At 59.1% G+C, this 19,728-nt stretch carries 21 protein-coding genes and 1 pseudogene; 15 read left to right on the top strand and 7 right to left on the bottom strand.

Going from position 1 to position 19,728, the window contains the following annotated elements; all coding sequences use genetic code 11:
- Positions 1-37: 37 nt before the first annotated feature.
- Genes ATY79_RS26145 through ATY79_RS26130 form a run of 4 tightly spaced genes read left to right on the top strand, consistent with a single transcriptional unit; the run spans position 38 to position 4,581 of the window.
- Positions 38-490 (top strand): cytochrome c, encoded by a 453-nt coding sequence (locus ATY79_RS26145; RefSeq protein WP_088705385.1) that lies wholly within the window; start codon positions 38-40, stop codon positions 488-490.
- A gap of 19 nt (positions 491-509) precedes the next feature.
- Complete coding sequence (locus tag ATY79_RS26140; protein ID WP_088694103.1) at positions 510-1,850, top strand: cbb3-type cytochrome c oxidase subunit I; 1,341 nt, start codon at positions 510-512, stop codon at positions 1,848-1,850.
- 24 nt (positions 1,851-1,874) lie between these two features.
- Entirely contained in the window at positions 1,875-2,687 is an 813-nt protein-coding gene (locus tag ATY79_RS26135; RefSeq protein ID WP_088694104.1) for a CbbQ/NirQ/NorQ/GpvN family protein, read from the top strand.
- 7 nt (positions 2,688-2,694) lie between these two features.
- Entirely contained in the window at positions 2,695-4,581 is a 1,887-nt protein-coding gene (locus ATY79_RS26130) for a VWA domain-containing protein (protein ID WP_088705384.1), read from the top strand.
- A 182-nt stretch (positions 4,582-4,763) separates the two neighbouring features.
- Here the strand turns inward: ATY79_RS26130 and ATY79_RS26125 are convergent.
- Positions 4,764-4,964: pseudogene (locus tag ATY79_RS26125) on the bottom strand (RES domain-containing protein); the annotation flags it as partial.
- Between the two features lie 257 nt (positions 4,965-5,221).
- Positions 5,222-6,571 carry an oxygen-independent coproporphyrinogen III oxidase gene (gene hemN, locus ATY79_RS26120; protein WP_088694114.1) on the bottom strand — a complete coding sequence of 450 codons (1,350 nt, stop codon included), beginning with the start codon at positions 6,569-6,571 and terminating at the stop codon, positions 5,222-5,224.
- A 213-nt stretch (positions 6,572-6,784) separates the two neighbouring features.
- Between hemN and ATY79_RS26115 the strand changes: the two genes are divergently transcribed.
- The 7 genes from ATY79_RS26115 to ATY79_RS26085 all read left to right on the top strand — a co-directional run bounded on the left by ATY79_RS26115 (position 6,785) and on the right by ATY79_RS26085 (position 11,270).
- A complete protein-coding gene (locus tag ATY79_RS26115) occupies positions 6,785-7,069 on the top strand; it encodes a DUF2249 domain-containing protein (protein ID WP_088694106.1) in 285 nt (94 codons plus the stop codon).
- Positions 7,070-7,084: 15 nt separating this feature from the next.
- The gene (locus ATY79_RS26110; RefSeq protein ID WP_189638078.1) at positions 7,085-8,458 is read left to right on the top strand and encodes a hypothetical protein; all 1,374 of its coding nucleotides are present in this window, start codon (positions 7,085-7,087) and stop codon (positions 8,456-8,458) included.
- Complete coding sequence (locus tag ATY79_RS26105; protein ID WP_088705383.1) at positions 8,442-8,969, top strand: DUF2249 domain-containing protein; 528 nt, start codon at positions 8,442-8,444, stop codon at positions 8,967-8,969. The genes ATY79_RS26110 and ATY79_RS26105 overlap by 17 nt, the downstream gene beginning before the upstream one ends.
- A complete protein-coding gene (locus tag ATY79_RS26100) occupies positions 8,956-9,252 on the top strand; it encodes a metal-sulfur cluster assembly factor (protein WP_088694108.1) in 297 nt (98 codons plus the stop codon). Before ATY79_RS26105 ends, ATY79_RS26100 begins: the two co-directional genes overlap by 14 nt.
- Before the next feature lie 20 nt (positions 9,253-9,272).
- Positions 9,273-9,551 carry a DUF6522 family protein gene (locus ATY79_RS26095; RefSeq protein WP_088694109.1) on the top strand — a complete coding sequence of 93 codons (279 nt, stop codon included), beginning with the start codon at positions 9,273-9,275 and terminating at the stop codon, positions 9,549-9,551.
- Positions 9,552-9,658: 107 nt separating this feature from the next.
- Positions 9,659-10,594 (top strand): hypothetical protein, encoded by a 936-nt coding sequence (locus ATY79_RS26090; protein ID WP_245312455.1) that lies wholly within the window; start codon positions 9,659-9,661, stop codon positions 10,592-10,594.
- Positions 10,587-11,270: an RES family NAD+ phosphorylase gene (locus ATY79_RS26085; protein WP_088705382.1), complete on the top strand. Its 684-nt coding sequence runs from the start codon at positions 10,587-10,589 to the stop codon at positions 11,268-11,270. The genes ATY79_RS26090 and ATY79_RS26085 overlap by 8 nt, the downstream gene beginning before the upstream one ends.
- Positions 11,271-11,780: 510 nt before the next feature.
- Here the strand turns inward: ATY79_RS26085 and ATY79_RS26075 are convergent.
- Entirely contained in the window at positions 11,781-12,989 is a 1,209-nt protein-coding gene (locus ATY79_RS26075; RefSeq protein ID WP_088705425.1) for an NnrS family protein, read from the bottom strand.
- 202 nt (positions 12,990-13,191) lie between these two features.
- Between ATY79_RS26075 and nirK the strand changes: the two genes are divergently transcribed.
- The 4 genes from nirK to ATY79_RS26055 all read left to right on the top strand — a co-directional run bounded on the left by nirK (position 13,192) and on the right by ATY79_RS26055 (position 16,507).
- The gene (gene nirK / locus ATY79_RS26070) at positions 13,192-14,346 is read left to right on the top strand and encodes a copper-containing nitrite reductase (RefSeq protein WP_088705380.1); all 1,155 of its coding nucleotides are present in this window, start codon (positions 13,192-13,194) and stop codon (positions 14,344-14,346) included.
- A 79-nt stretch (positions 14,347-14,425) separates the two neighbouring features.
- Positions 14,426-15,388, top strand: a complete 963-nt coding sequence (locus ATY79_RS26065; RefSeq protein ID WP_189638077.1) for a formylglycine-generating enzyme family protein — start codon at positions 14,426-14,428, stop codon at positions 15,386-15,388.
- Entirely contained in the window at positions 15,378-16,073 is a 696-nt protein-coding gene (locus tag ATY79_RS26060) for a Crp/Fnr family transcriptional regulator (protein WP_088694113.1), read from the top strand. The genes ATY79_RS26065 and ATY79_RS26060 overlap by 11 nt, the downstream gene beginning before the upstream one ends.
- Positions 16,074-16,201: 128 nt before the next feature.
- On the top strand, positions 16,202-16,507 hold the full coding sequence (locus tag ATY79_RS26055; RefSeq protein WP_348627578.1) for a DUF454 family protein: 306 nt from the start codon (positions 16,202-16,204) through the stop codon (positions 16,505-16,507).
- 73 nt (positions 16,508-16,580) lie between these two features.
- Here ATY79_RS26055 and ATY79_RS26050 read toward each other — a convergent pair whose 3' ends face one another.
- From ATY79_RS26050 to ATY79_RS26035, 4 genes are read right to left on the bottom strand one after another with little or no spacing between them, the layout of a single operon-like run.
- Positions 16,581-17,966, bottom strand: coding sequence for a 4Fe-4S binding protein (locus ATY79_RS26050; protein WP_088705379.1), 1,386 nt, complete (start codon positions 17,964-17,966; stop codon positions 16,581-16,583).
- On the bottom strand, positions 17,963-18,814 hold the full coding sequence (locus tag ATY79_RS26045; protein WP_088705378.1) for an FTR1 family protein: 852 nt from the start codon (positions 18,812-18,814) through the stop codon (positions 17,963-17,965). The genes ATY79_RS26050 and ATY79_RS26045 overlap by 4 nt, the downstream gene beginning before the upstream one ends.
- Positions 18,811-19,155 carry a cupredoxin domain-containing protein gene (locus tag ATY79_RS26040; protein WP_088694062.1) on the bottom strand — a complete coding sequence of 115 codons (345 nt, stop codon included), beginning with the start codon at positions 19,153-19,155 and terminating at the stop codon, positions 18,811-18,813. The genes ATY79_RS26045 and ATY79_RS26040 overlap by 4 nt, the downstream gene beginning before the upstream one ends.
- Positions 19,155-19,697, bottom strand: coding sequence for an iron transporter (locus tag ATY79_RS26035; protein WP_088705377.1), 543 nt, complete (start codon positions 19,695-19,697; stop codon positions 19,155-19,157). Before ATY79_RS26035 ends, ATY79_RS26040 begins: the two co-directional genes overlap by 1 nt.
- Positions 19,698-19,728: the final 31 nt, after the last annotated feature.

The raw sequence follows: 19,728 nt of genomic DNA, 5'->3' as shown, positions 1-19,728 counted from the left end.
TCGCGGCGTATCCGCCACTGACATGAAAGGATAATCGATGGCTGAACGCCTAACAAAAACCGCGGCCCGAAACGTGTTTTACGGCGGGTCGGCATTCTTTTTCGCCATTTTCGTGGGCCTCACCGCCCATAGTCACTATTACATCCGAACCGTCTCAACCGACGAGGCGACCCTTACGGAGGGTGTCGCAAGAGGCAAGCACATCTGGGAGAAGAACTCCTGTATCAACTGCCACACGCTGGATGGTGAAGGCGCCTACTTTGCGCCCGAACTGTCAAACGTATGGATTCGCTGGGGCGGTGACAAGGATCCCGCCAACGCGCGCGAAGCACTGCACGCCTGGATGGCGGCGCAGCCTTCCGGCATCGAGGGCCGCAGGCAGATGCCACAGTTCAACCTGACCGACCAAGAAGTGAACGATCTAGCCGACTTCCTCGAATGGGTCAGCAAGATGAAGACACAGAATTGGCCGCCGAACCAGGCCGGTTGACAGGCGAGAGGATCAAGCAATGAAGTACAAGACTCAAAGCGTCGCCATGCTCTATTTTTACGGAGCACTCGGCCTTTTCATGGCGCAGCTCCTTTTCGGCGTGCTGGCGGGCACGATCTACGTGCTGCCGAACACGCTATCTGTCGAGCTGCCATTCAATATCGTTCGCATGATCCATACGAACGCGCTCATCGTTTGGCTGCTCATGGGTTTCATGGGCACCACCTATTTCCTGCTTCCGGAAGAGTGCGAGACGGAACTCTACAGCCCAAAGCTTGCGATTGCGCAGTTCTGGATCTTCCTTGTGGCGGCAGCGGTCGCCGTCGTCGGCTACCTGTTCCATATTCACGAAGGTCGCGAGTTCCTTGAACAGCCGTTTGCGATCAAGGTTGGAATTGTCATCGTTGCATTGATGTTCCTGTTCAACGTCACGATGACGGCCCTCAAGGGACGCAAGACGACGATCACCAACATTCTGCTCTTCGGCCTCTGGGGTGTGGCAATCTTCTTCCTGTTCGCCTTCTACAATCCGATCAACCTGGCGCTGGACAAGATGTACTGGTGGTACGTGGTCCATCTGTGGGTCGAGGGCGTCTGGGAACTGATCATGGCCTCCGTTTTGGCGTTCCTGATGATCAAGCTCAACGGCATCGATCGGGAGGTCGTGGAAAAGTGGCTCTACGTCATCATCGGCCTGGCACTGTTCTCGGGCATCCTTGGCACCGGCCACCACTACTACTGGATTGGCGCACCCGGCTACTGGCAGTGGATCGGCTCGCTCTTCTCGACGCTCGAAGTCGCCCCGTTCTTCACCATGGTCGTCTTCACCTTCGTCATGACCTGGCGGGCAGGACGCAAGCATGAAAACAAGGCGGCGCTCCTGTGGTCGATCGGCTGCTCGGTCATGGCCTTCTTCGGCGCGGGTGTCTGGGGCTTCCTGCATACGCTGTCGTCGGTGAACTACTATACCCACGGAACGCAGGTGACTGCAGCCCATGGCCACCTCGCCTTCTTCGGCGCCTACGTGATGCTCAACCTTGCTGCAATGGCCTACGCGATACCGCAGATTAAGGGTCGCGCTCCCTATAACCAGTGGCTCTCGATCAGCAGCTTCTGGATCATGTGCGGGGCAATGTCGGTCATGACCTTCGCGCTGACGTTCGCCGGCATCATCCAGGTCCACCTGCAGAGAGTGCTCGGTCAATCCTACATGGACGTCCAGGACCAGCTCAGCATGTTCTACTGGGTCAGGCTCGCCTCCGGCGTCTTCGTCTTCGTGAGCGCGATCATGTTCATCTGGTCGGTGCTCGTCCCCGGACGTGTCCGGGCAACCAACACAGTAGCCCAGCCCGCCGAATAGGCGGGCTCCTTCTGGAGATCAGAAATGACCATAGCTCTCAAATCCCCGCTCAATCCGAACACTGAGATCCCGCACTACACCAGACATGGCAACGAATGTGCGCTTTTCGAAAGCGCATGGACGCGGCAACTGCCTGTGCTCCTGAAAGGACCGACAGGTTGCGGAAAGACCAGATTTGTCCACCACATGGCGGCGCGTCTGGGACTTCCGGTTTCGACAGTATCGTGCCACGACGATCTTACCGCAGCCGATCTGACCGGACGTTACCTGCTCAAGGGCGGCGAGACAGTGTGGGTGGACGGGCCGTTGACAAGGGCGGTCCGGAACGGCGGGATCTGCTACCTCGACGAAATCGTCGAGGCTCGCAAAGACGTCGCCGTGGTTCTCCACCCGCTGACGGACGATCGGCGAATTCTTCCGCTCGAAAGGACTGGTGAACTTCTGGAAGCCCAGCCGGGCTTCATGGTCGTCGTTTCCTACAATCCTGGCTACCAGAACCTCATGAAGGCGCTGAAGCCGAGCACCAGGCAGCGGTTCGTGTCCATCGAGTTCGATTTCCTTCCACGGGATCAGGAGATCGTCACCGTTTCTCTCGAGAGCGGGCTAGCGGAAGGCAAGGTGGCTCCGCTGGTGGACCTTGCGCGCCGCCTGCGGGTCCTGAAGGGGCAGGATCTGGAGGAAGGGGTTTCCACGCGCCTCCTTATCTACTGCGCGACGCTTATTGATGCCGGGCTGCCTCCTGCCGACGCGGTGCGAGCCGCCATCATCGAACCGCTCACCGACGAGCCGGACGTAAAGGCCGCTCTGGTGGAGATTGCAAAAGCGACGGTTGGGTAGGTCGGACATGCTGGAATTTCTGGAACTCGAGGAGACGGTCGGACGAGCGTGGCACCGGTTCGTCGGCGACACCAGCTCCTGGCCACGTCATCCGGCGCATGCCGTGCATCTGGCCGAGATCAAGTCTCAACTCGCCGTGTGTTTTCGCGCGTTCGGCGGTGAAGCGACCCTGCAGATCCAGAAATCGCGGCAGAAGACTTCCCTGCATCGGCTGCGCTTGCGCCAGGTTGTCGGACTCGGCGAGGAGCGGAGCGACCATCCGACGTGGGACGGCTCCGCCATCCACCTCCCGGCGGTCATAGACATGTTCGAGGACCGGTCCCTGAACCGGGAGCTTTACTTCTGGCTCGCCGGCTATATCGCGGTCGCGCCAATCGCGCAGCCGCGGCCAACCGACCCGGCGCTTGCCGACATTGCTCGAATCGAAGCCGGCCGGACAAATTCCGCTCGTGTCATCGAAATCTTTCCCGGCATGGGAGAGCGATACGCGCGTCTGAGCCACGCCATACTTGCGTGCCGCACGCGCGGCAAGCTGCCAGGCGCAGAGAGGCAGATCGAGGAATTCGCCAAAGCCGCGCTCACTTTTCCTCTGCGGCACCCCCTGCCTGACGCCTCGCGGCCGACGATACGTGTGGCGCCTGCGGGATATCTTCCGATGCTGCCACTTCCGATCTGGCCGGACTATGCCGGCAAGGCGGAGTGTGACCCATCGCATCGTGACGATCTTCCGTCGGATGGAAGCGACGGCAATGCCAACGGGCCGTCGCATGAAGCCAGGCGAAAGAAGGATGCCGACGATCGGAAGCGCGATCCGTTCATCTTGAATCGCTTTGAAAAGATCCTTGCGATGGCAGAGATGGTCAACGTCGACCGACCGACGGACGACCGGGAGGATGAAGATGCCGCAGCGGCCGAGGAGCTTGACGAAATTACCCTGAGCGAGACGAAAGAGCGGCCAAAGTCGAAGTTCCACTTCGATTTGGACCTTTCTCCCGAAGCCTTCGATCCATCGCGAATAAAGGCCGAACTAACCTACCCGGAATGGAACTTTCGAAAGCAGGAATACCTGCCGGATCATTGCCGCGTGGTGCTTGGCATGGCATCGGAATCGGACGACAAGCCAATTGCCAGCGATCAGGCGATTGTTCGGAAGGTGAAGCGCCAGTTTGAAACGCTGCGGCCGAAGCGCGAAATTCGAAGAGCGCAATTGGATGGCAACGAACTCGACGTCGAGGCCGTCGTCCGCTCGCGTGTGGATCTGGTCGCAACCGGACAACCAGACGACCGGATCTACGAATGCGCCCGCCCCGCAGCACATGAGTTGGCGACGTCCATATTGGTTGACGTTTCGCTGTCGACCGATTCGTGGGTGGACAACCGAAGAGTTCTCGACGTCGAGATCCAGGCGCTGGACGTTTTGGCACGCGGTCTTGACGCCTGCGGTGATAGGTTCTCCATCGACACGTTCACGTCGCGCCGTCGCGATTGGATACGGATAGAGACCGTCAAGGGCTTCGATGAGAGGTTTTCGCCGAACGTCGCAAGGCGCATCGCCAATTTGAAGCCCGGCTACTACACCCGCATGGGAGCTGCCATCCGCCACGCTTCCAAGCAGCTCGATGATCAAGGTGCGCGAAAGAGATTGCTTCTGATCCTGACCGATGGAAAGCCGAACGATGTTGACCACTACGAAGGCCGGTTCGCTCTTGAAGACTGCCGCCGTGCGGTGATGGATGCCCGGGGTTGCGGTCAGGCTCTGTTTGCGGTCACCGTCGACCGCAATGCGGGCGACTACCTTCCGGCCATCTTCGGTCGAGCCGGGTTCGCCCTGGTTTCGGACATCGCCAAGCTTCCAAGCGCCCTTCCGGCGATCTACCGCAACCTGACGGCCTAGCAATGGGCCAATACCGGGCGAAGTGGACTTCGCCCGGGTTCAGCTATGCCATTGGGATTTTGCCTTTACGCTGACACCCGCAGATGTTTGGCGCGGCACCTAGTTTAGTTAGGGGGCGGTTTACGTTCGCGCCGAATGGTCGCGCTCGCGTCACAGAATGCGGCGTCGCAACCCGTGTTCATTCATGCCGTAGGTGGATGCAGCCTTGTATCGAGAGCAAAGGCCTCCTGGAACTTGAGGGCATAGGTGTTTGTCGCGCCCCTAGCGAGAAAAATCAGGTTCCAGCTGTGCAGCGAGACCGCGCTCGGGATCGCGACGAAACGGTGGCGTCGCAGCAGAGCGTCTCCGAAGGCTTGCTGTCCTGCGCCGGGAATGCCCCGGCGACGCCTTGCCCCGACGGCCAGGTCCTTGCAAAAGGACTGCCCCGTTCGGCCTGTTCAATTGAAACGGTAAGCTGAGGATCCGGCACGCACGGCCAGCCCACACCGAGCAAGGTTGGCGGCCGCATTTTTGAAGCATGTTGTTGTCTGTTGCCGTCCTTTGCACTTAGGCCGTGGCCGGGCACAGGTTGACCGTTTCAGGCGGTCGCAAGCCATGCAAAGGATCCAGTTCAGCGCCCACCTGCCGACATCGACGGTCACTAGGCGGCCTTGCTGTGTGTCCTTCCCAACGATCCGAAGTAGGCATCGAAAGCTGCAGCGACCGCGCGGACCATGAAACGAGCGTCCTTTGATACCGTGACCCGGCCGTCGACGACAGTCGCTACTCCGTCGGTCACGAGCTCCTGAAGTTTCTCGTTCCTTTCGAGCAGGAAGCGGATGTCATGGCCCGCCTCTTCGCTCAGCTTGGGCAGATCGACTTCGAAGTCGCACATCAGTCTCTCAATGACCCTCGCACGAAGCTTGTCTTCGTCGGTGAGGAGATATCCTTTCGCAGTGGGAAGGACGCCTGAGGAAACCATCTCGGCATACCTGCCGATAGCCACATGGTTTTGATAGTACCCGGATGGCAGACGTCCGATTGCGGACGCGCCGAGACCAATCAGGGTGTCGCACTCGTCGGTCGTATAACCTTGGAAATTCCTCCGAAGCAATCCGGAGAGGGAAGCGATTGAGAGCTGATCATTGGGCAAGGCGAAATGGTCGAGGCCGATCCGGACGTAGCCCGCGCTGACAAGCTCTTGCGCAATCGCCTCGGCTTGCTCGTTGCGTTGGCGCGCATCTGGAAGCGCAGCTTCCTCGATCAGGCGCTGATGCTTCTTAAAGGCTGGCACGTGCGCGTATCCAAAGACCGCGAAGCGCTCGGGTCTGAGCTCCGTCGCCAGTCTGACGGTCTGGATACAGGATTCAACCGTCTGGTGCGGGAGGCCGTAGATCAGGTCGAAGTTGATGCTCGAGGCGCCGTAAGCGCGCAGCCCGGCGACCGCCGCCTTAGTCTGCTCAAGAGTCTGAATTCGGTTGATCGCCCGCTGGACCACCGGATCGAAACTCTGGACGCCCAGGCTTGCTCGATCGACGCCGTTCTCTCCCAATGCCTCGATCATCGACGGGGAGAGGGTCCTGGGATCGATTTCAACGGCAACGCTGGCATCGTCCTCGAACTGGAACGCGCTTCGAAGCTTTCGCATGAGCGCCGTAAATTCCTCTGGCTTCATGATCGTGGGGGTGCCGCCACCAAAATGAACGTTCTTCACCCGCAGAGAATTTCCTGCGGCGAACGAAACGATCTCGATCTCCTGGTTCATCACATCGAGGTATTCGAGAACAGGGGCATCCTGCCGCGTTATCGTCGTATGACAGCCGCAATACCAGCACATGGAGCGGCAGAATGGAACATGAAGATAGAGGGAGACCGGTCCCGATTCCGCAGCGTTAGCAAGCCCTTGCATGTAGTCGTCGGGCCCAACAGCTGCCGAAAAGGCGGGCGCGGTTGGATAGCTGGTATAGCGCGGGAGCCGGGCTTCGCCGTACTTTGCGACCAAATCTGACATCGTGGCATCCTTCATAAAAGTCGTGATGCTTATGATGGTGATCGGCTCTGCGTTCCTTGTCCTAGATCAATAAACACCGGTCTGGCGAAATCTCCGATATTTGTCCGTCGTCAAAGTCGGTCCCTTCAATGGCGCCTATCGTAGACTTCTGACATGTGGCGAGCCGCGGTCCTGTCAGTGGTCAAGCCTGCGGCGAAAAGGAACCAAGCCAGAATGACTGATGTGCAAACTCCCCCTGCCGAAGCTCCGCATATAGACGTGCGCACGCTTCCTCACGCTCAGCGCCATATGCAGATATTTGGCACGCTCGGTTCCCTGACCCCCGGCGGCACCTTGTTGATCACCAGCGACCACGAGCCCCGCCCCCTTCACTATCAGCTCGAGACCGCGTTCCCTGGCAAATTCTTGTGGGAGTATCTGGAGCAGGGACCGGAAGTCTGGCGCGTCGAGATCACCCGCCTTGACGCGGGCTGCGACTGCTGCTGCGGCAGCCACTAGGAGTGGAGAAGCGCGATGATGCCCGTGGGCACCACACTGTCGCGTTGGACAATGGCGTATTTCGGCGCGGCGGTATTCTTTTTGCTCTTCGCCGAAATCCTGCTTGCGGCGGGTGCGTGGACGCCGTCGTTGGACATCGCGGAGCCCCACGCACTCATTGTCGTGCACTCCGTTACCATAGGTTGGCTTGGTCTTCTGATGATAGGAGCGCTGCTGCAGTTTGCGCCTGTCATGACAGGCCTGAGCCTTCCGGCCGATCGAATTGACGCGGCAAGCCTTGGGGGCCTCGTCGTGGGATTGGGTCTTCTGCTGTTCGGATTTCATTTGATCGATACGGGATCGAGCGCTGCGGGACTGACGATGGTTGCGGCGTCGCTGGTACTTTTGGCTTCCATCCTGTCGATCGGGCACGTTCTTTTCGTCGTTCTCTGGCGCGGCAGAGCCGCTCACGCTGCGTCGCCGCTCGTCCTTATTGCTATTGCATGCCTGATCGTGACAGCAGCACTTGGGTCGCTTTTCGCTGTCGCTGTCTCCGGTGTCGTGGGTGCAGCAGCTGTCGTCCAGTTCGTGACGAACGCGGTGCCATTTCACGCAAGCTTTGGATTGCTCGGCTGGATGACCTTTGCCGCGATCGGGGTGAGCTACAAGTTGCTGCCAATGTTCCTGCTGTCGGACGATATGAAAAGATCGCCCTTCATCCGTCTCACCGGATCGGCCGGTATCTCGATGCTGGCGATCGCCACGTTCTGCGTAATGTTCGATCCTGCCTTGGCACGCAGCATCTTTCTGATGGGCGGACTGGTCCTCCAGTTCACGATCGCCGCATACTTGCTAGAGCTGTTCGGCACTTATCGCTCGCGGCGTCGCAAGACGCTGGAGCTCAACACGTCGGGATCCTTACCCGCGTTTGCCCTTTTGGGCATTTCGGCTCCGATGCTGGTGCTGGCACCTTTATTCCACGCCGGGTCGCAGCTCGTGACTGCTGCTGCCTACCTGTTCGTCTTCGGATGGCTTTCTGGTCTGGGATTGGCGCAACTTTTAAAGATTGTCCCCTTCCTGACCTGGATCGAGGCATTCGGACCCCTTTTAGGTCGCAGGCCGACGCCACGCCTGGGGGACCTGATCGCTGGAAGCCGCGCTGCCGTCTGGCTTGGAATGTTCTACTTCGCCGTCGTTGCGGCCGCCGCGGCGATCGCCGCCGGATCCGACCTGGGCTTTTACGCAGCCGTCATTCTTCAGACTTTCGCCACGGCGGCCCTTGCCGTCGAACTTCTGCTTGCCCGCGCGCTTGCAAACGTGGAGCCAGCCACCAAAAGAGCACCATTTCAACAGCCGGCGCTATTCTTCGCCGCAAACCACAGAGGTAACGCCAATGGTTCAGCTTCGTGAACTCGATGTTCGACAGGTCCTGCGTGACGGCGGGATGCCCTTCCAGCTCATAATGGATACGTTTGCCTCCCTCGATCCCGGCGAAGGAGTGCGATTGCACGCGATATTTGAACCGGTCCCGCTCATCCGACAACTCGAACAGCGGGGCTTTGCGCATGTGTCCAGACGCGTCGCCGACGACGACTGGGAAATCGAATTCGTTCCGCGTGAACCTCCACAGGACATTCAACCCGCAGCCGCGGCGTCGGAAGCGATCTGGCCGGACCCGACCTGGAACCTCGACCTGACCGATCTTGCGCCTCCTGAGCCGATGGAGCGAATTCTTTCGAGGCTCGAGACCATGAGCAGCGGCGAAGTCCTTTTTGCGCTTCTGAACAGGGAGCCTGTCTTCCTGTTCGACCTGCTGAAGGAACGCGGGCACGAATGGATTGGAAATTTCGATGAAACGGGAAAGGTGTACAGGATCATGATCCGGGCCACCCCCTCGGATGTGACCGATGTCCGGACCTAGCCTCACGCGCGACAATATCCTTGATGCGCTCCGAGAAATCGAGGATCCGGAGGTCGGAACCGGAATCGTCGACCTCGGATTGATCTATGATGTCTGGATTGCGCAGGACGGTTTTGTTACCGTGGAAATGACGACAACCACGCGCTTCTGTCCTGCTTCCGGCTTTCTCGCCGAAGCGGTAAAGATGCGGTTGCAGGCCTTGGAGGGGGTGAGAGAGGCACAGGTTCGACTTGTCTACGACCCGCCTTGGTCGCCTGAAATGGCGGCGTCGTTTTCATTTTAGTCCCGTAGAGAGCGGCAGGCATGACCATCAAGGCGAAAGTTGATCTCGACGAGCTGACGGTCGACGCATCCTATCTGGCGGACCGGTTTGGACTGTCGCCACAAGCCCTTCGACGTTATATGGCGCAGGGTCTTGTTCGCAGCAGGGTTGAAATGGGTCAGGACGCGGACCTCGGAAAGACACGCCTGACAGTTCGCATCGGGAATCGAATATGGGTTGCCGTCCTGGCGGCCGACGGCAGCGTTGTGAGCGAAGAAACCAGATTTGCGGCGTCGGCCCCTTCTCGCCAGGCGACATAGACGATCTTGCTATCTGACTTCAGTCCTCCGTCCGGCACTTGCGTCGTCCAACTCGTCGACTTCGTGTATGACCGGGGGCGCAGGCGCAGGATGGCTCGCCGTTTCCGATGGTGTCGGTGCTGCGAAGAATCCGCTTTACCTTGACAGCCTTCAATCCCAAGCCTTTCCAGGCCTCGCGAACTGCGGGCAGCGGCAATGAACCTGTGGACGAAATCTGTGCGTCAGGCGTTTGCGTTGTGAACAAAGTGAACAGGGCCTCGACCTCGTTCGAGTTTGAAGACCTTGCTCATCCCATAGCCATTGATGATTTTGATTATCATGCTACATATATAACCATGATAATCGTATCGGGAGATGTCTCCATGGTCGCAGCCAACAAAACCATTGAATTCCCACGTGTTGGGACCCTCGCGGGGACGCCCGAGCAGGTCCGAACCGGGCTCGGCCGACTAAAGGCCGAACAGGTCGTCGCGCTGACAATTGAGCACGGCAGTGAATCCGCTGCGAAAGCTCTCGCCCAGGTGGTTGCCAGCCTCGCCCCTTTGGTCGGTGCCATTCTCAAGCGCCGGCAGGATGAGACTTTCAATTCGATCATCGAGGCGCTAGTGCCGGAGGTTCCTCCTCCACATCATAAGCTCCTCGAGGCGCGCATGGTGGCCGACGCGCGTAAGGCGGTGCTTGAGAGTGGTGACTGGCTGACAGCCGCCGAAGTCGCGAAAGTGGCTGGCTTTAGCGCCAGCAACCCCAGTGCCCAGCCGAATAAATGGAAGAAGGAGGGACAGGTTTTTGCTGTGCGGCATCGCGGCGTCGACTACTTCCCTGGATACGCGCTGGATCCCTCGACCGACTTCCGTCCAGTGAAGGCCCTGGCAAAAGTGCTTGTCGCCTTCCGGGGAAAGAAGGACGATTGGAGCCTCGCCTACTGGTTTGCCTCGGTCAACAGCTTCCTTGGTGGAAAGAGGCCGCAGGATCTCCTCATCAGCGAACCCGAACGCGTCGTTTCCGCGGCCGAGGACGAGGTGGCTGGCGTGCTCCATGGCTGACCGGAAGTCGCGGACGATACGTCCGCCTGTCGCGGGCAAAAGCGCCTCCCAGCCTAAGAACGACCTTGGCCCACTGATCAAGACTGTGACCTGGCCCGCCGGCCAGGTCATTCACAGAATCCACCTCGGCCTCTATGGTGGAAGCGCTTTCAATCCCGGAATCGTGGGGAACGCCCGTTTCAGTCCAATTCAAAACGCGGCCGGAGCGAGCATTCCAACGCTTTACGGTGGAACGACCTTCGACTTTGCTGCGATGGAGACGGTGTTTCACGACGTGCCGATTGCACCGGGGCTGAAGACATTCGACCAGGCGAAGCTTGCTGAACAGGTTTATTCGACGGTGACGCCCAGAAGGGACCTCGTGCTGGCCGACCTGAGTTCGACTGCGCTGAGGTCGCTCGGACTGCGCCGCAGCGATCTTATCGATACCGAAAAGGACCAGTACCCAGGCGCGCGAAAGTGGGGGGAGGCCATTCACGAGCAGTGCCCTACTATTGAAGGCTTGTGCTGGGTTTCGCGCCAGGACGATCGAGCTCGCGCAGTTGTCCTTTTCGGTGATCGCATCCCGGCAAGCGACCTCGCTCTTGCGGGCGCCACGCGCAGCATTCTTAACGATATCGAGCTTTTCTCTGACCTGCTGATCCTGGCCGATCGCATCGGCGTTAACGTCGTTTAAGCGCTCGGCTACGGCACAGGAACTGGATGCTACTGCGAACAACGAACGGGGCAGGCTAGCCTGGCGCTGATCCGTGTACTTGAAATTGAGAACTTTTGTACCGTCAGAGAGCTTCGATGCTACCGGGCTCAAATATGAACTGCCTGATCGGACCCGGGGACAGTGGTAAGTCCACGATGCTAGATGCCATCGACCCATGGCTTGGCGGCAGACGGTCGCTCGCGCATCAGCGGCGAAGAAGATCGCTCCGCTACACCTTCGCCTCGCTGGCGTTAAGTTTACGATGCCCTCAGGCTCTACGGCAGCAAAGGTGCGCCCTTGCTCGGGGTCGACCGGAGGTCGATCGACCGATCGCTAGCATTTCCAGACAAGCAAAAGAAAAGCTGGAGCGTGGCCGTTTGCTCAGGCGCATAGCATATTGCCATCTCACCCTCCATCGCCAGAACATGTATGGTTTCAACTTGCGCATATCGGCAGCGGGCGCTTGCTGCGGTCATTGCGCCGAACTCATCATCTGCTCGCCAAGGGCTTCCTCTCACGGCACAGGAACGGAGCATGCTCATGCGCAAACATGCAGAAGGCGACCGTCCAGCCGATCGCCGACGCCATCAATATTTCAGAGCTGAACGAGGGTATCAGCTCTGCGGTCGGCCGTAGAAGCGCGACGGCTGCCAGTATGACGTAGGAGTAGTTGGTCAGGCGGCTGGATTTTACCTTTCGGCCGGTATGCCCTCGGGTGGCTCTCGTCATGACTGCCAGCATCATCAAGGAAATCGCGCCGATCGCAAAGACATGCAGGACTGCAAGCTGAGGCATTCCCAATGTTCCAAGAGCGACGGCGGCAAAGCCGAGTGGCACGAACAGGTAAGCGCCATGGAGCACGAACAGTATCGGTTCCGGCCAAACGTTCCAGCCCCGCCAGCGATAGAGCCTGACCCCGTTCATGGCCGCAGCGATCGCTGCGCACAGGCCGGTGATCAGCGCTTCAGGTGCCACGGCCCAGGCAGCAAGCGCAACGGCGCCCATGATGATGGAGGCGGCGTCGTAATGGTTGTAGGGAACCGGAAACTCGGTGCGACCGAACTGATTCAACCAATTACGCGTGAAACTCGGAAGGATTCGTCCGCCAACGATCGTCACGAGCAGCACATAGGCTCCGAGGCCAAGACGGATCGGGAGTTCGGGATTTTGTCCGGCGATCGCCTGAACATGAAAGAGCGCGTTGGCGATGGACAAAACCACGAGACCGGCGATGACTTTGAGGTCCTTCCACTTCTTGCCCGCCACCACTTCGCGGGCGCATAGTACCAACATGGCAGGCAGAAAAAGGCTGTCGACAGTGACAGCAGGCACAACTCCGATCCACGAACTCATGAGCATGGCAATTCTGCCAGCACACCAGACAGCAAAAAGTATCGCGAGAGGACGCCCCGCGATCGGCAGCCTGCCCGTCCAGTTAGGGATCGCCGTCAGCAGGAAGCCGGCAAGGATTGCCGGCGCAAAGCCGAAGATCATCTCATGGGCATGCCAGAAGAGCGTACCATACTCGGTTGCGACGGGAATTCCAAAGCGAAGGGAGGCAGCCCAGAGATCGATGCTGGCGATGGCCCACAATGCCGACGCCAGGAAAAACGGGCGGAAGCCGTAAGAGAAGAGGACGAGGCCTGAGCGCGACATTCCACGCGGAACGTGCTCGTCCTTGGCCATTACTTTCTGCATGATCAGTGTCTCCAGATTGATCACACAGCAATGCAGGATTTCAAGACGCAGGTCGTTGAGATTACGCAAAGAAGACGCCTGGAACTTTGCGCTGCCACAAATTGCCAGTTTGCGCCAAATCAAAGAGTTCATTGGGGTTTCTACTAGTTTCCAATCTCGACCGGGCGGCGTTCGCTCCGTCTTCGACTTCAGGAGAGTGGAAATGACCAACAATATGCAAATGACCCGGCGCACTATGCTGACCGGCGCTGCTGTCGCCGGAGCACTGACGCCAATCATCGTAGCCAGCAATGCCGCGAAGGCAGACGATGCACATTCGACGGAAGCACTCAAGCCGAGCAGGAAGCCGGCTGTTGACCTGTCGAAGCTCCCTCGCGAAAAGGTCGAGCTTGTGAAGCCGCCGTTCGTCCACGCCCATGACCAGAAAGCCAAGAGTGGCCCGAAAATCAAGGAATTCACCCTCACCATCCAGGAAAAGAAGATGGTGCTCGACAAGGAAGGAACCGAAATCAACGCCATGACGTTCGACGGCTCGGTGCCCGGTCCGTTGATGGTGGTTCACCAGGACGACTACGTCGAGCTGACACTCGTAAATCCTGAAACCAACACGATGCAGCATAATATCGACTTCCATGCCGCCACCGGTGGGCTCGGCGGGGGTGCCTTGACCGTCGTCAACCCTGGCGATACCACGGTTCTCCGCTTTAAGGCGACCAAGGCAGGCGTCTTCGTGTATCACTGCGCACCTCCCGGAATGGTGCCCTGGCACGTCACCTCGGGCATGAACGGCGCGATCATGGTGCTACCGCGCGAAGGCCTAACCGATGGCCACGGGAAGCCGATCGTCTACGACAAAGTCTACTATGTCGGCGAGCAGGACTTCTACGTTCCGCGCGACGCGAACGGCAAGTTCAAGAAATACGACAGCCCCGGCGAGGCCTACGAGGATACCGTGGCGGTCATGAAAACGTTGACGCCGACCCACATCGTCTTCAACGGCGCCGTCGGTGCATTGACCGGCGACAATGCAATGACCGCCAAGGTCGGCGAGACGGTTCTGATCATCCATTCGCAGGCAAATCGTGACACTCGTCCGCATCTTATCGGCGGCCACGGCGAGTACGTCTGGGCGACGGGCAAGTTCCAGAACGTTCCGGACACCGATCAGGAAACCTGGTTCATACCGGGCGGCACGGCAGGCGCGGCGGTGTACACTTTTGCCCAGCCGGGTATCTATGCCTATGTAAACCACAACCTCATCGAGGCATTCGAATTGGGAGCGGCTGCCCACTTCAAGGTCACGGGCGACTGGAACGATGACCTTATGACTTCGGTCAGGGCGCCATCGGCAAGTTGACCTGGCGGCGGGGCGGTGCGCGGGCTGGGGGTAGCCTGCGCACCATCGTTTGTAGAGAGGCGCTACGTGCGTAAAAACCATGGCTCGGAACGCTGCCACTGAAGCGGTTTCAGGCATATCCATCGCGGTTCCCCTTGCACTCCTTGCGATCCTTTCAGGAGCGGTCGCAGTGGAGTCTGGATTCGTTGTGATGAGAAACAAAGAAGCGACCGTCGCCTCGCCAGTGTTGGTGACCGTGGAGCCTCAAGCCTTCGCCTATCGTGAGGCCACGGAGTATTTCCGACACGGCCTGGCGATCGACGCTCCCAAGCGCGAGATCGCCGTCAGATCGCGCGTGGACATCACGAAGTTTCAGACCACGCTCGGTGAATATAACCGCTGCGTGGACGACGGCATTTGCTCGCCAGCCGAAGGAAGAGATAGCCTGTCGCGAGAAGACATTCCGGTGACGGGCGTCAGCTACGACGATGCGGTGCGCTACGCAGCGTGGCTGTCTGATCGTACCGGAGAGGACTGGCGGCTACCGACGGATTTCGAGCTTGCCTATGCCGCCGCCGACCGCTTTCCCGACGACGCGCTCGGCATCGACATCGACGACAACAACCCTGCGACACGATGGCTTGCCGATTACGAGCGCGAAGCGCGCCGGGCTGCGTCGATCGATCCGCGGCCACAAGCCAAGGGGTCGTTCGGAACAAGTAAGACGGGGTTGGTGGACTTCGGCGGAAACGTATGGGAGTGGACATCGACCTGCAACAAGCGCGTCGATCTTGACAGCGGAGCCAAGCCCGAGGAACCAGACCCGCGGACCTGCGGTATCATGATTGCGTCCGGCAGGCATCGCTCGCCCATGAGCAGCTTCGTCCGAAATCCAAAGGGTGGCGGATGTACGGTCGGAAGTCCTCCAGATAATCTTGGCTTCCGCCTGGTCCGAAGACAATCCTTCTTTGAGAGCGTCAGAGAGTTCGCGCGCAAAACCGCAGCGGACACCTTTGGCTTGTTTGTAAGCGCGCCAATGAATCGGAGCCATGATGAAGGTTGATCGCACCATCTTAAAATCGTTGCCGCTCTTCGAGCGGATGACGGATCCCGACCTCGACATCATGCTCGAGCATGCGGTTCCACGTCGTGTCGCCCAAGGCGATGCGGTTTTCGAACAAGGTGCTCCAGCGCGATCGTTCTTTTTGCTGTTGCACGGACGATTGAAAGTCACTCAGGTTACCCAGGACGGACAGCAGATTATCGTCCGGATGGTGCATCCGGGCGATTTGTTCGGTTTTGCCATGGCCCTTCGCAGATCGGATTATCCTGGGACCGCGTTGGCCGCGGCCGAGAGCCTGGTTCTTGGCTGGCCGACAGATATGTGGCCGCGCTTCGTCGAGCAGAACCCCCGCCTCGCTGTCACGGCAATGCAGACGATCGGACAACGGCTCGAGGAGGCGCATACGCGCATTCGGGAGATGTCGACCGAGGAAGTGGAAAAACGCGTAGCCCACGCAATCCTCCGGCTCTCCAAGCAGGCGGGACGCCCGGTTGCAGCAGGTATTCGCATCGACTTTCCGATATCGAGACAGGATATCGCCGAGATGACCGGGACAACCCTTCACACGGTGTCACGAATTCTCAGTGCATGGGAAAGCAAGGGAATCGTGGAAGGCGGTCGTCAGAAACTCACGGTGTGTGATCCCCAACGCCTTCTCAGTCTCGCGGACGGCGCGCGCGACTGACCTATTGTCACGACGGTTTTGCTCGACAACGGACCGCTGCGCTAAAGAGCTTTTCGATCGACTTTTAAAGCATTGAGACATGCGAGGCGCCCTGATCGCAGTTGCGTGGGCCTCCATTTTATTGGGCTGTGTCGGTGCCTTCTTGCCACTTCTGCCGAGAGCCCATTTCTCCTGCTATCAGCGGCCATTTTCGCCCGCACCTCGCTCGATTTGAAAGGTGGCTCCTGTCGCATCCGACGTTGGGCAAATCAGTAAAGGCATGGCGTCGCAATCGCGCCATTCCTCGCAAGGCCAAGCTTGCTGCAGTCACAACCATGGGGACTGAGCTTTGGAATCACACTTTGGGTAGCTGCGTCCAGCCTCTTGGTGACATCTGCTATTGGAACGGGGATGATGTCGTGCGCTCTCTTCATAGTCGCCCGGCATCGGCATAGCTCCGCCAGTTGACGGCGTCGCGGGCCTTTGGTTTGGATCCGTCTCGAGGTTTTTGAAACTCGCCGTGCTAAATTAGGATAGGAAGACGACGAGCCATCCCCATGAGAACGCAATCGTCGGAATGGATATAAGCGTCGTTGCGAGCGCTCGGCGCTGGACGCTTGCGGTGTACAGTGCCGCTATCCGACCGGCTATTGCCACCGACCAGGCGCCGGCAAGAAGTACGATGATCCCCCGGCCGCGGTCGATGAACAGCAGATCGATGCCATCGGAGCGGAGCTGCGTGATCGTCAATGACAGCAAGCCGCAAAAGAGCGAGGCGGCCGCCACCGGGATCAGTGCTTGCGCAAGATGGTGGATGACATGGCGGCCCCGGCCAAGGACGAAAGAGCAAACGACCAGCGCAACAACGAACATGATAGACGCCAGCACGCCAGACATTGCGATCAACACCAGCAGCGACAGGCCATCAATGACCGTCATAACGTCGCTTGCCGACGGATAGTTTGTGAGCGCCCACCAAGGCAGGCGAACCGACAGCGGCCAGATCCAGTGCGCGCTCACACACAGCTCCGCCAGCCATTGTCTGATGGACACAAACAGGCTGCTGCTGGACCAGTGGAGCGCGGCTGGCACGAGGCCGAGCAACACCGGTACGATCAGAAACGTCTCGAAGCGTGTGGCGGCCCTCCCCGAGCCGTACACAATATCACTGGCAGGTCTTCGCCATGCGAGCCGGATGGCACCCCTGTGACCGCTGCACCGTCCGCACATGTGGCAGGCCGAGCCGCCCTGCATGGTTTTGATCGGTATCAAGGGAGCGCAGTTGACGGCGGCGATCGTGCCAACCTGTGTTGCGGGCCGCTTCCAGACTTCGGTCTCCACTTTGAAATGCAAGGGCGCGATCTTGCTTACGAGGCCAAAGACGCCGCTCACCGGGCATAAGAAGCGGCACCAGACCCGCTTGGCCTTGCCATAGCGCGCACCGACCACCATCGCGACCAAAGTGGATCCGCCCAGTAATAATGCGGCAGGCTTGGGATACTGATAGATGCTTGTAAGCTGGCCATAGACGGTCGTCGAGATAAATGACACGACTGGCCAGCCCGACCACTTCATCCAGCTCGGAATCGCCCTTCCCGCCCCTCTTTCGCTAGCGAACTCCGAAAGGGCTCCTTCGGGGCATAGAAGTCCGCACCAGAAGCGACCGATCAGAGCGGTTCCGAGGATCACGAACGGCCACCAGAGTCCCCAGAAGACGAATTGCGCGAAGCGCGTGAGGTTATTCCACATGAAGTCCCGGTTCGTGGGAAGCGGTAAAAACAGGGGCAGCACGAGGAGAACAGCGTAAAGGACAATCGTCGTCCACTGCAGGCGTCGGATGAATGCCTTGTGGCGCACAAGCAGATCTCCGACACCCGCGACCAGCGCGTCGGCCCTCGCTCTCATAGGGCTCATGCCGAAAGCCTTGCATCAATTGGTCGGACAAAGGCAAAGGAGGTCGTTGCCCAGTAGATCGCCATTCCAAGGACCGGCAACAGCTCTGGTCGCGAACGATAGCCGATGACGCCGGCCAGAAACGCGCCAAATCCGCTGGAGTCGTCGAGAAGCCAACTGGAATCCCATAGGGGCGCGGACATCGGGGAGACGAGTTCAATGGAAATCGCCTTGTCGATAGCGGTCATCATGAGACCGCTTCCCAGGGCCAGCAGCAAGCCTTGGCTGACGCCAAGAAATTTCCTCTTCGGTATGCCGAAAGAACCGAGCTTGAAGGACCAATAGGTGGCCGCAGCCAAAAGCAGGCCTGCACCTGCGGGCAAGACGCCGCGTCCAAGATTAACCTCTGTCGACGAGAGTATGCCATAAAGAAAGAGGACCGTCTCCGCACCCTCCCGCGCCACGGCAAGTGCCGTTAGCGCAACAAGGCCGAGCCAATCTTGGCCGCTGGTGCGAGCCATCGCCTGGGCAGACAGGTCGCCGGTGGCGCCCTTCTCGATGCGACGCATCCAAAATACCATTCTTATGATAAGAAGGCAGGCCGCGAAGGCTATGAGCATCTGAACGATGTCCTCGACCTGGCCGTTGAACGCGCTCGCGGCATAGTTGGTCAAAGCCGCAAGCGCAGTCGCGAGCACCAGCCCCCATACTACGCCGGCAGCAATTGCGCGCATGGCCAGTCGGCCCTTGTCGGGCGCGCTCTTCAAGGACCATGTCACCAGGATGCCGACGACGAGAAGCGCTTCAAGAGATTCCCGCCAGACCACGAACGCGATCTGGAAGGATTGCGCGGACATGCTGAGGGTCATCTGGCGACAATCCTCGCAGGGGGCATGTCCAGATGAAAATCATCGAAGAAAGCGTAGTTTCCGGGGTCCAATGGGTGGAAGACTATGAAACTCGAGGCTCCCGGCGCGAGCACCTTTTCCTTGCGCAGCGCGGTGCTTTCAAATTCGATGGGTGTGGAGCCCTCGTTGCGCAGTTCCAACTTGAAGCGACTGTTGGCCGGCACCTCGATCACGGACGGCGATACGATACCATTGCTGAAGTGTACCTCGAATGTTGGATATTCCTGATCTGCCGCTGCTGGAAGCGTCGCCGCAACAAGCACAAAACCGGCCAGGAAGGACGGGAAAGCCAGCTGGCTCATTAGTAGCCTCCCTTCTTGCCAACGCCGGCGAAGACGAACTCGTAGGTCAGCGTAAACGCCTCGGGCCACGGCGCGACGCCGGTTTCCTTGTCGACATGGCGACCAAATGCCATGTCTCCATGTCCGCCGGGATGGACAGTCAGTGCCAGCGTATAGCGGCCGGGACCCGAAAGTTTCACATTGTCGCCATAGTGCGGTCCGTCGCTGGCTACCATGGCTTCAAGCGCGCCGGATTCCTCCTTTCCGGTGTCGTCGTTCTTGACGCTGTATTCGACGTGAAGATTGGGCACCCAGTCGCCTTCCGCAAACCCGTTCGTGTTGGTCTCGGTCGCGTGTATGTCGGCTTCCAGATGAATATCCGACTGATCGGCCGGCAGCATCATCCCGGGTGGATCCATCTCGATCGGTTGCAGATAGACTGCTGCGACCTCCATGCCGGAAAAGACCTTTGGTTCGCCAACTGGATATTCTGCGGCGTGCAGGACGAGAGGTGTCGCCGCATAAAGGATTGGAGCAAAGCAAAGGCAGGAGGCACGAAACATGACGATGATCCCTTAAAGATGACTAATCGCG

Source organism: Rhizobium sp. R693 (assembly GCF_002211315.1).
GTDB lineage: Bacteria > Pseudomonadota > Alphaproteobacteria > Rhizobiales > Rhizobiaceae > Rhizobium.
This window is presented reverse-complemented; position numbering and strand designations above follow the sequence as displayed.

Coding starts and splice junctions, on each gene's coding strand:
- ATY79_RS26145 (WP_088705385.1), top strand. CDS start 38: ATGGCTGAACGCCTAACAAAAACCGCGGCCCGAAACGTGTTTTACGGC.
- ATY79_RS26140 (WP_088694103.1), top strand. CDS start 510: ATGAAGTACAAGACTCAAAGCGTCGCCATGCTCTATTTTTACGGAGCA.
- ATY79_RS26135 (WP_088694104.1), top strand. CDS start 1,875: ATGACCATAGCTCTCAAATCCCCGCTCAATCCGAACACTGAGATCCCG.
- ATY79_RS26130 (WP_088705384.1), top strand. CDS start 2,695: ATGCTGGAATTTCTGGAACTCGAGGAGACGGTCGGACGAGCGTGGCAC.
- hemN (WP_088694114.1), bottom strand. CDS start 6,571: ATGTCAGATTTGGTCGCAAAGTACGGCGAAGCCCGGCTCCCGCGCTAT.
- ATY79_RS26115 (WP_088694106.1), top strand. CDS start 6,785: ATGACTGATGTGCAAACTCCCCCTGCCGAAGCTCCGCATATAGACGTG.
- ATY79_RS26110 (WP_189638078.1), top strand. CDS start 7,085: ATGATGCCCGTGGGCACCACACTGTCGCGTTGGACAATGGCGTATTTC.
- ATY79_RS26105 (WP_088705383.1), top strand. CDS start 8,442: ATGGTTCAGCTTCGTGAACTCGATGTTCGACAGGTCCTGCGTGACGGC.
- ATY79_RS26100 (WP_088694108.1), top strand. CDS start 8,956: ATGTCCGGACCTAGCCTCACGCGCGACAATATCCTTGATGCGCTCCGA.
- ATY79_RS26095 (WP_088694109.1), top strand. CDS start 9,273: ATGACCATCAAGGCGAAAGTTGATCTCGACGAGCTGACGGTCGACGCA.
- ATY79_RS26090 (WP_245312455.1), top strand. CDS start 9,659: ATGGTGTCGGTGCTGCGAAGAATCCGCTTTACCTTGACAGCCTTCAAT.
- ATY79_RS26085 (WP_088705382.1), top strand. CDS start 10,587: ATGGCTGACCGGAAGTCGCGGACGATACGTCCGCCTGTCGCGGGCAAA.
- ATY79_RS26075 (WP_088705425.1), bottom strand. CDS start 12,989: ATGCAGAAAGTAATGGCCAAGGACGAGCACGTTCCGCGTGGAATGTCG.
- nirK (WP_088705380.1), top strand. CDS start 13,192: ATGACCAACAATATGCAAATGACCCGGCGCACTATGCTGACCGGCGCT.
- ATY79_RS26065 (WP_189638077.1), top strand. CDS start 14,426: ATGGCTCGGAACGCTGCCACTGAAGCGGTTTCAGGCATATCCATCGCG.
- ATY79_RS26060 (WP_088694113.1), top strand. CDS start 15,378: ATGAAGGTTGATCGCACCATCTTAAAATCGTTGCCGCTCTTCGAGCGG.
- ATY79_RS26050 (WP_088705379.1), bottom strand. CDS start 17,966: ATGAGCCCTATGAGAGCGAGGGCCGACGCGCTGGTCGCGGGTGTCGGA.
- ATY79_RS26045 (WP_088705378.1), bottom strand. CDS start 18,814: ATGACCCTCAGCATGTCCGCGCAATCCTTCCAGATCGCGTTCGTGGTC.
- ATY79_RS26040 (WP_088694062.1), bottom strand. CDS start 19,155: ATGAGCCAGCTGGCTTTCCCGTCCTTCCTGGCCGGTTTTGTGCTTGTT.
- ATY79_RS26035 (WP_088705377.1), bottom strand. CDS start 19,697: ATGTTTCGTGCCTCCTGCCTTTGCTTTGCTCCAATCCTTTATGCGGCG.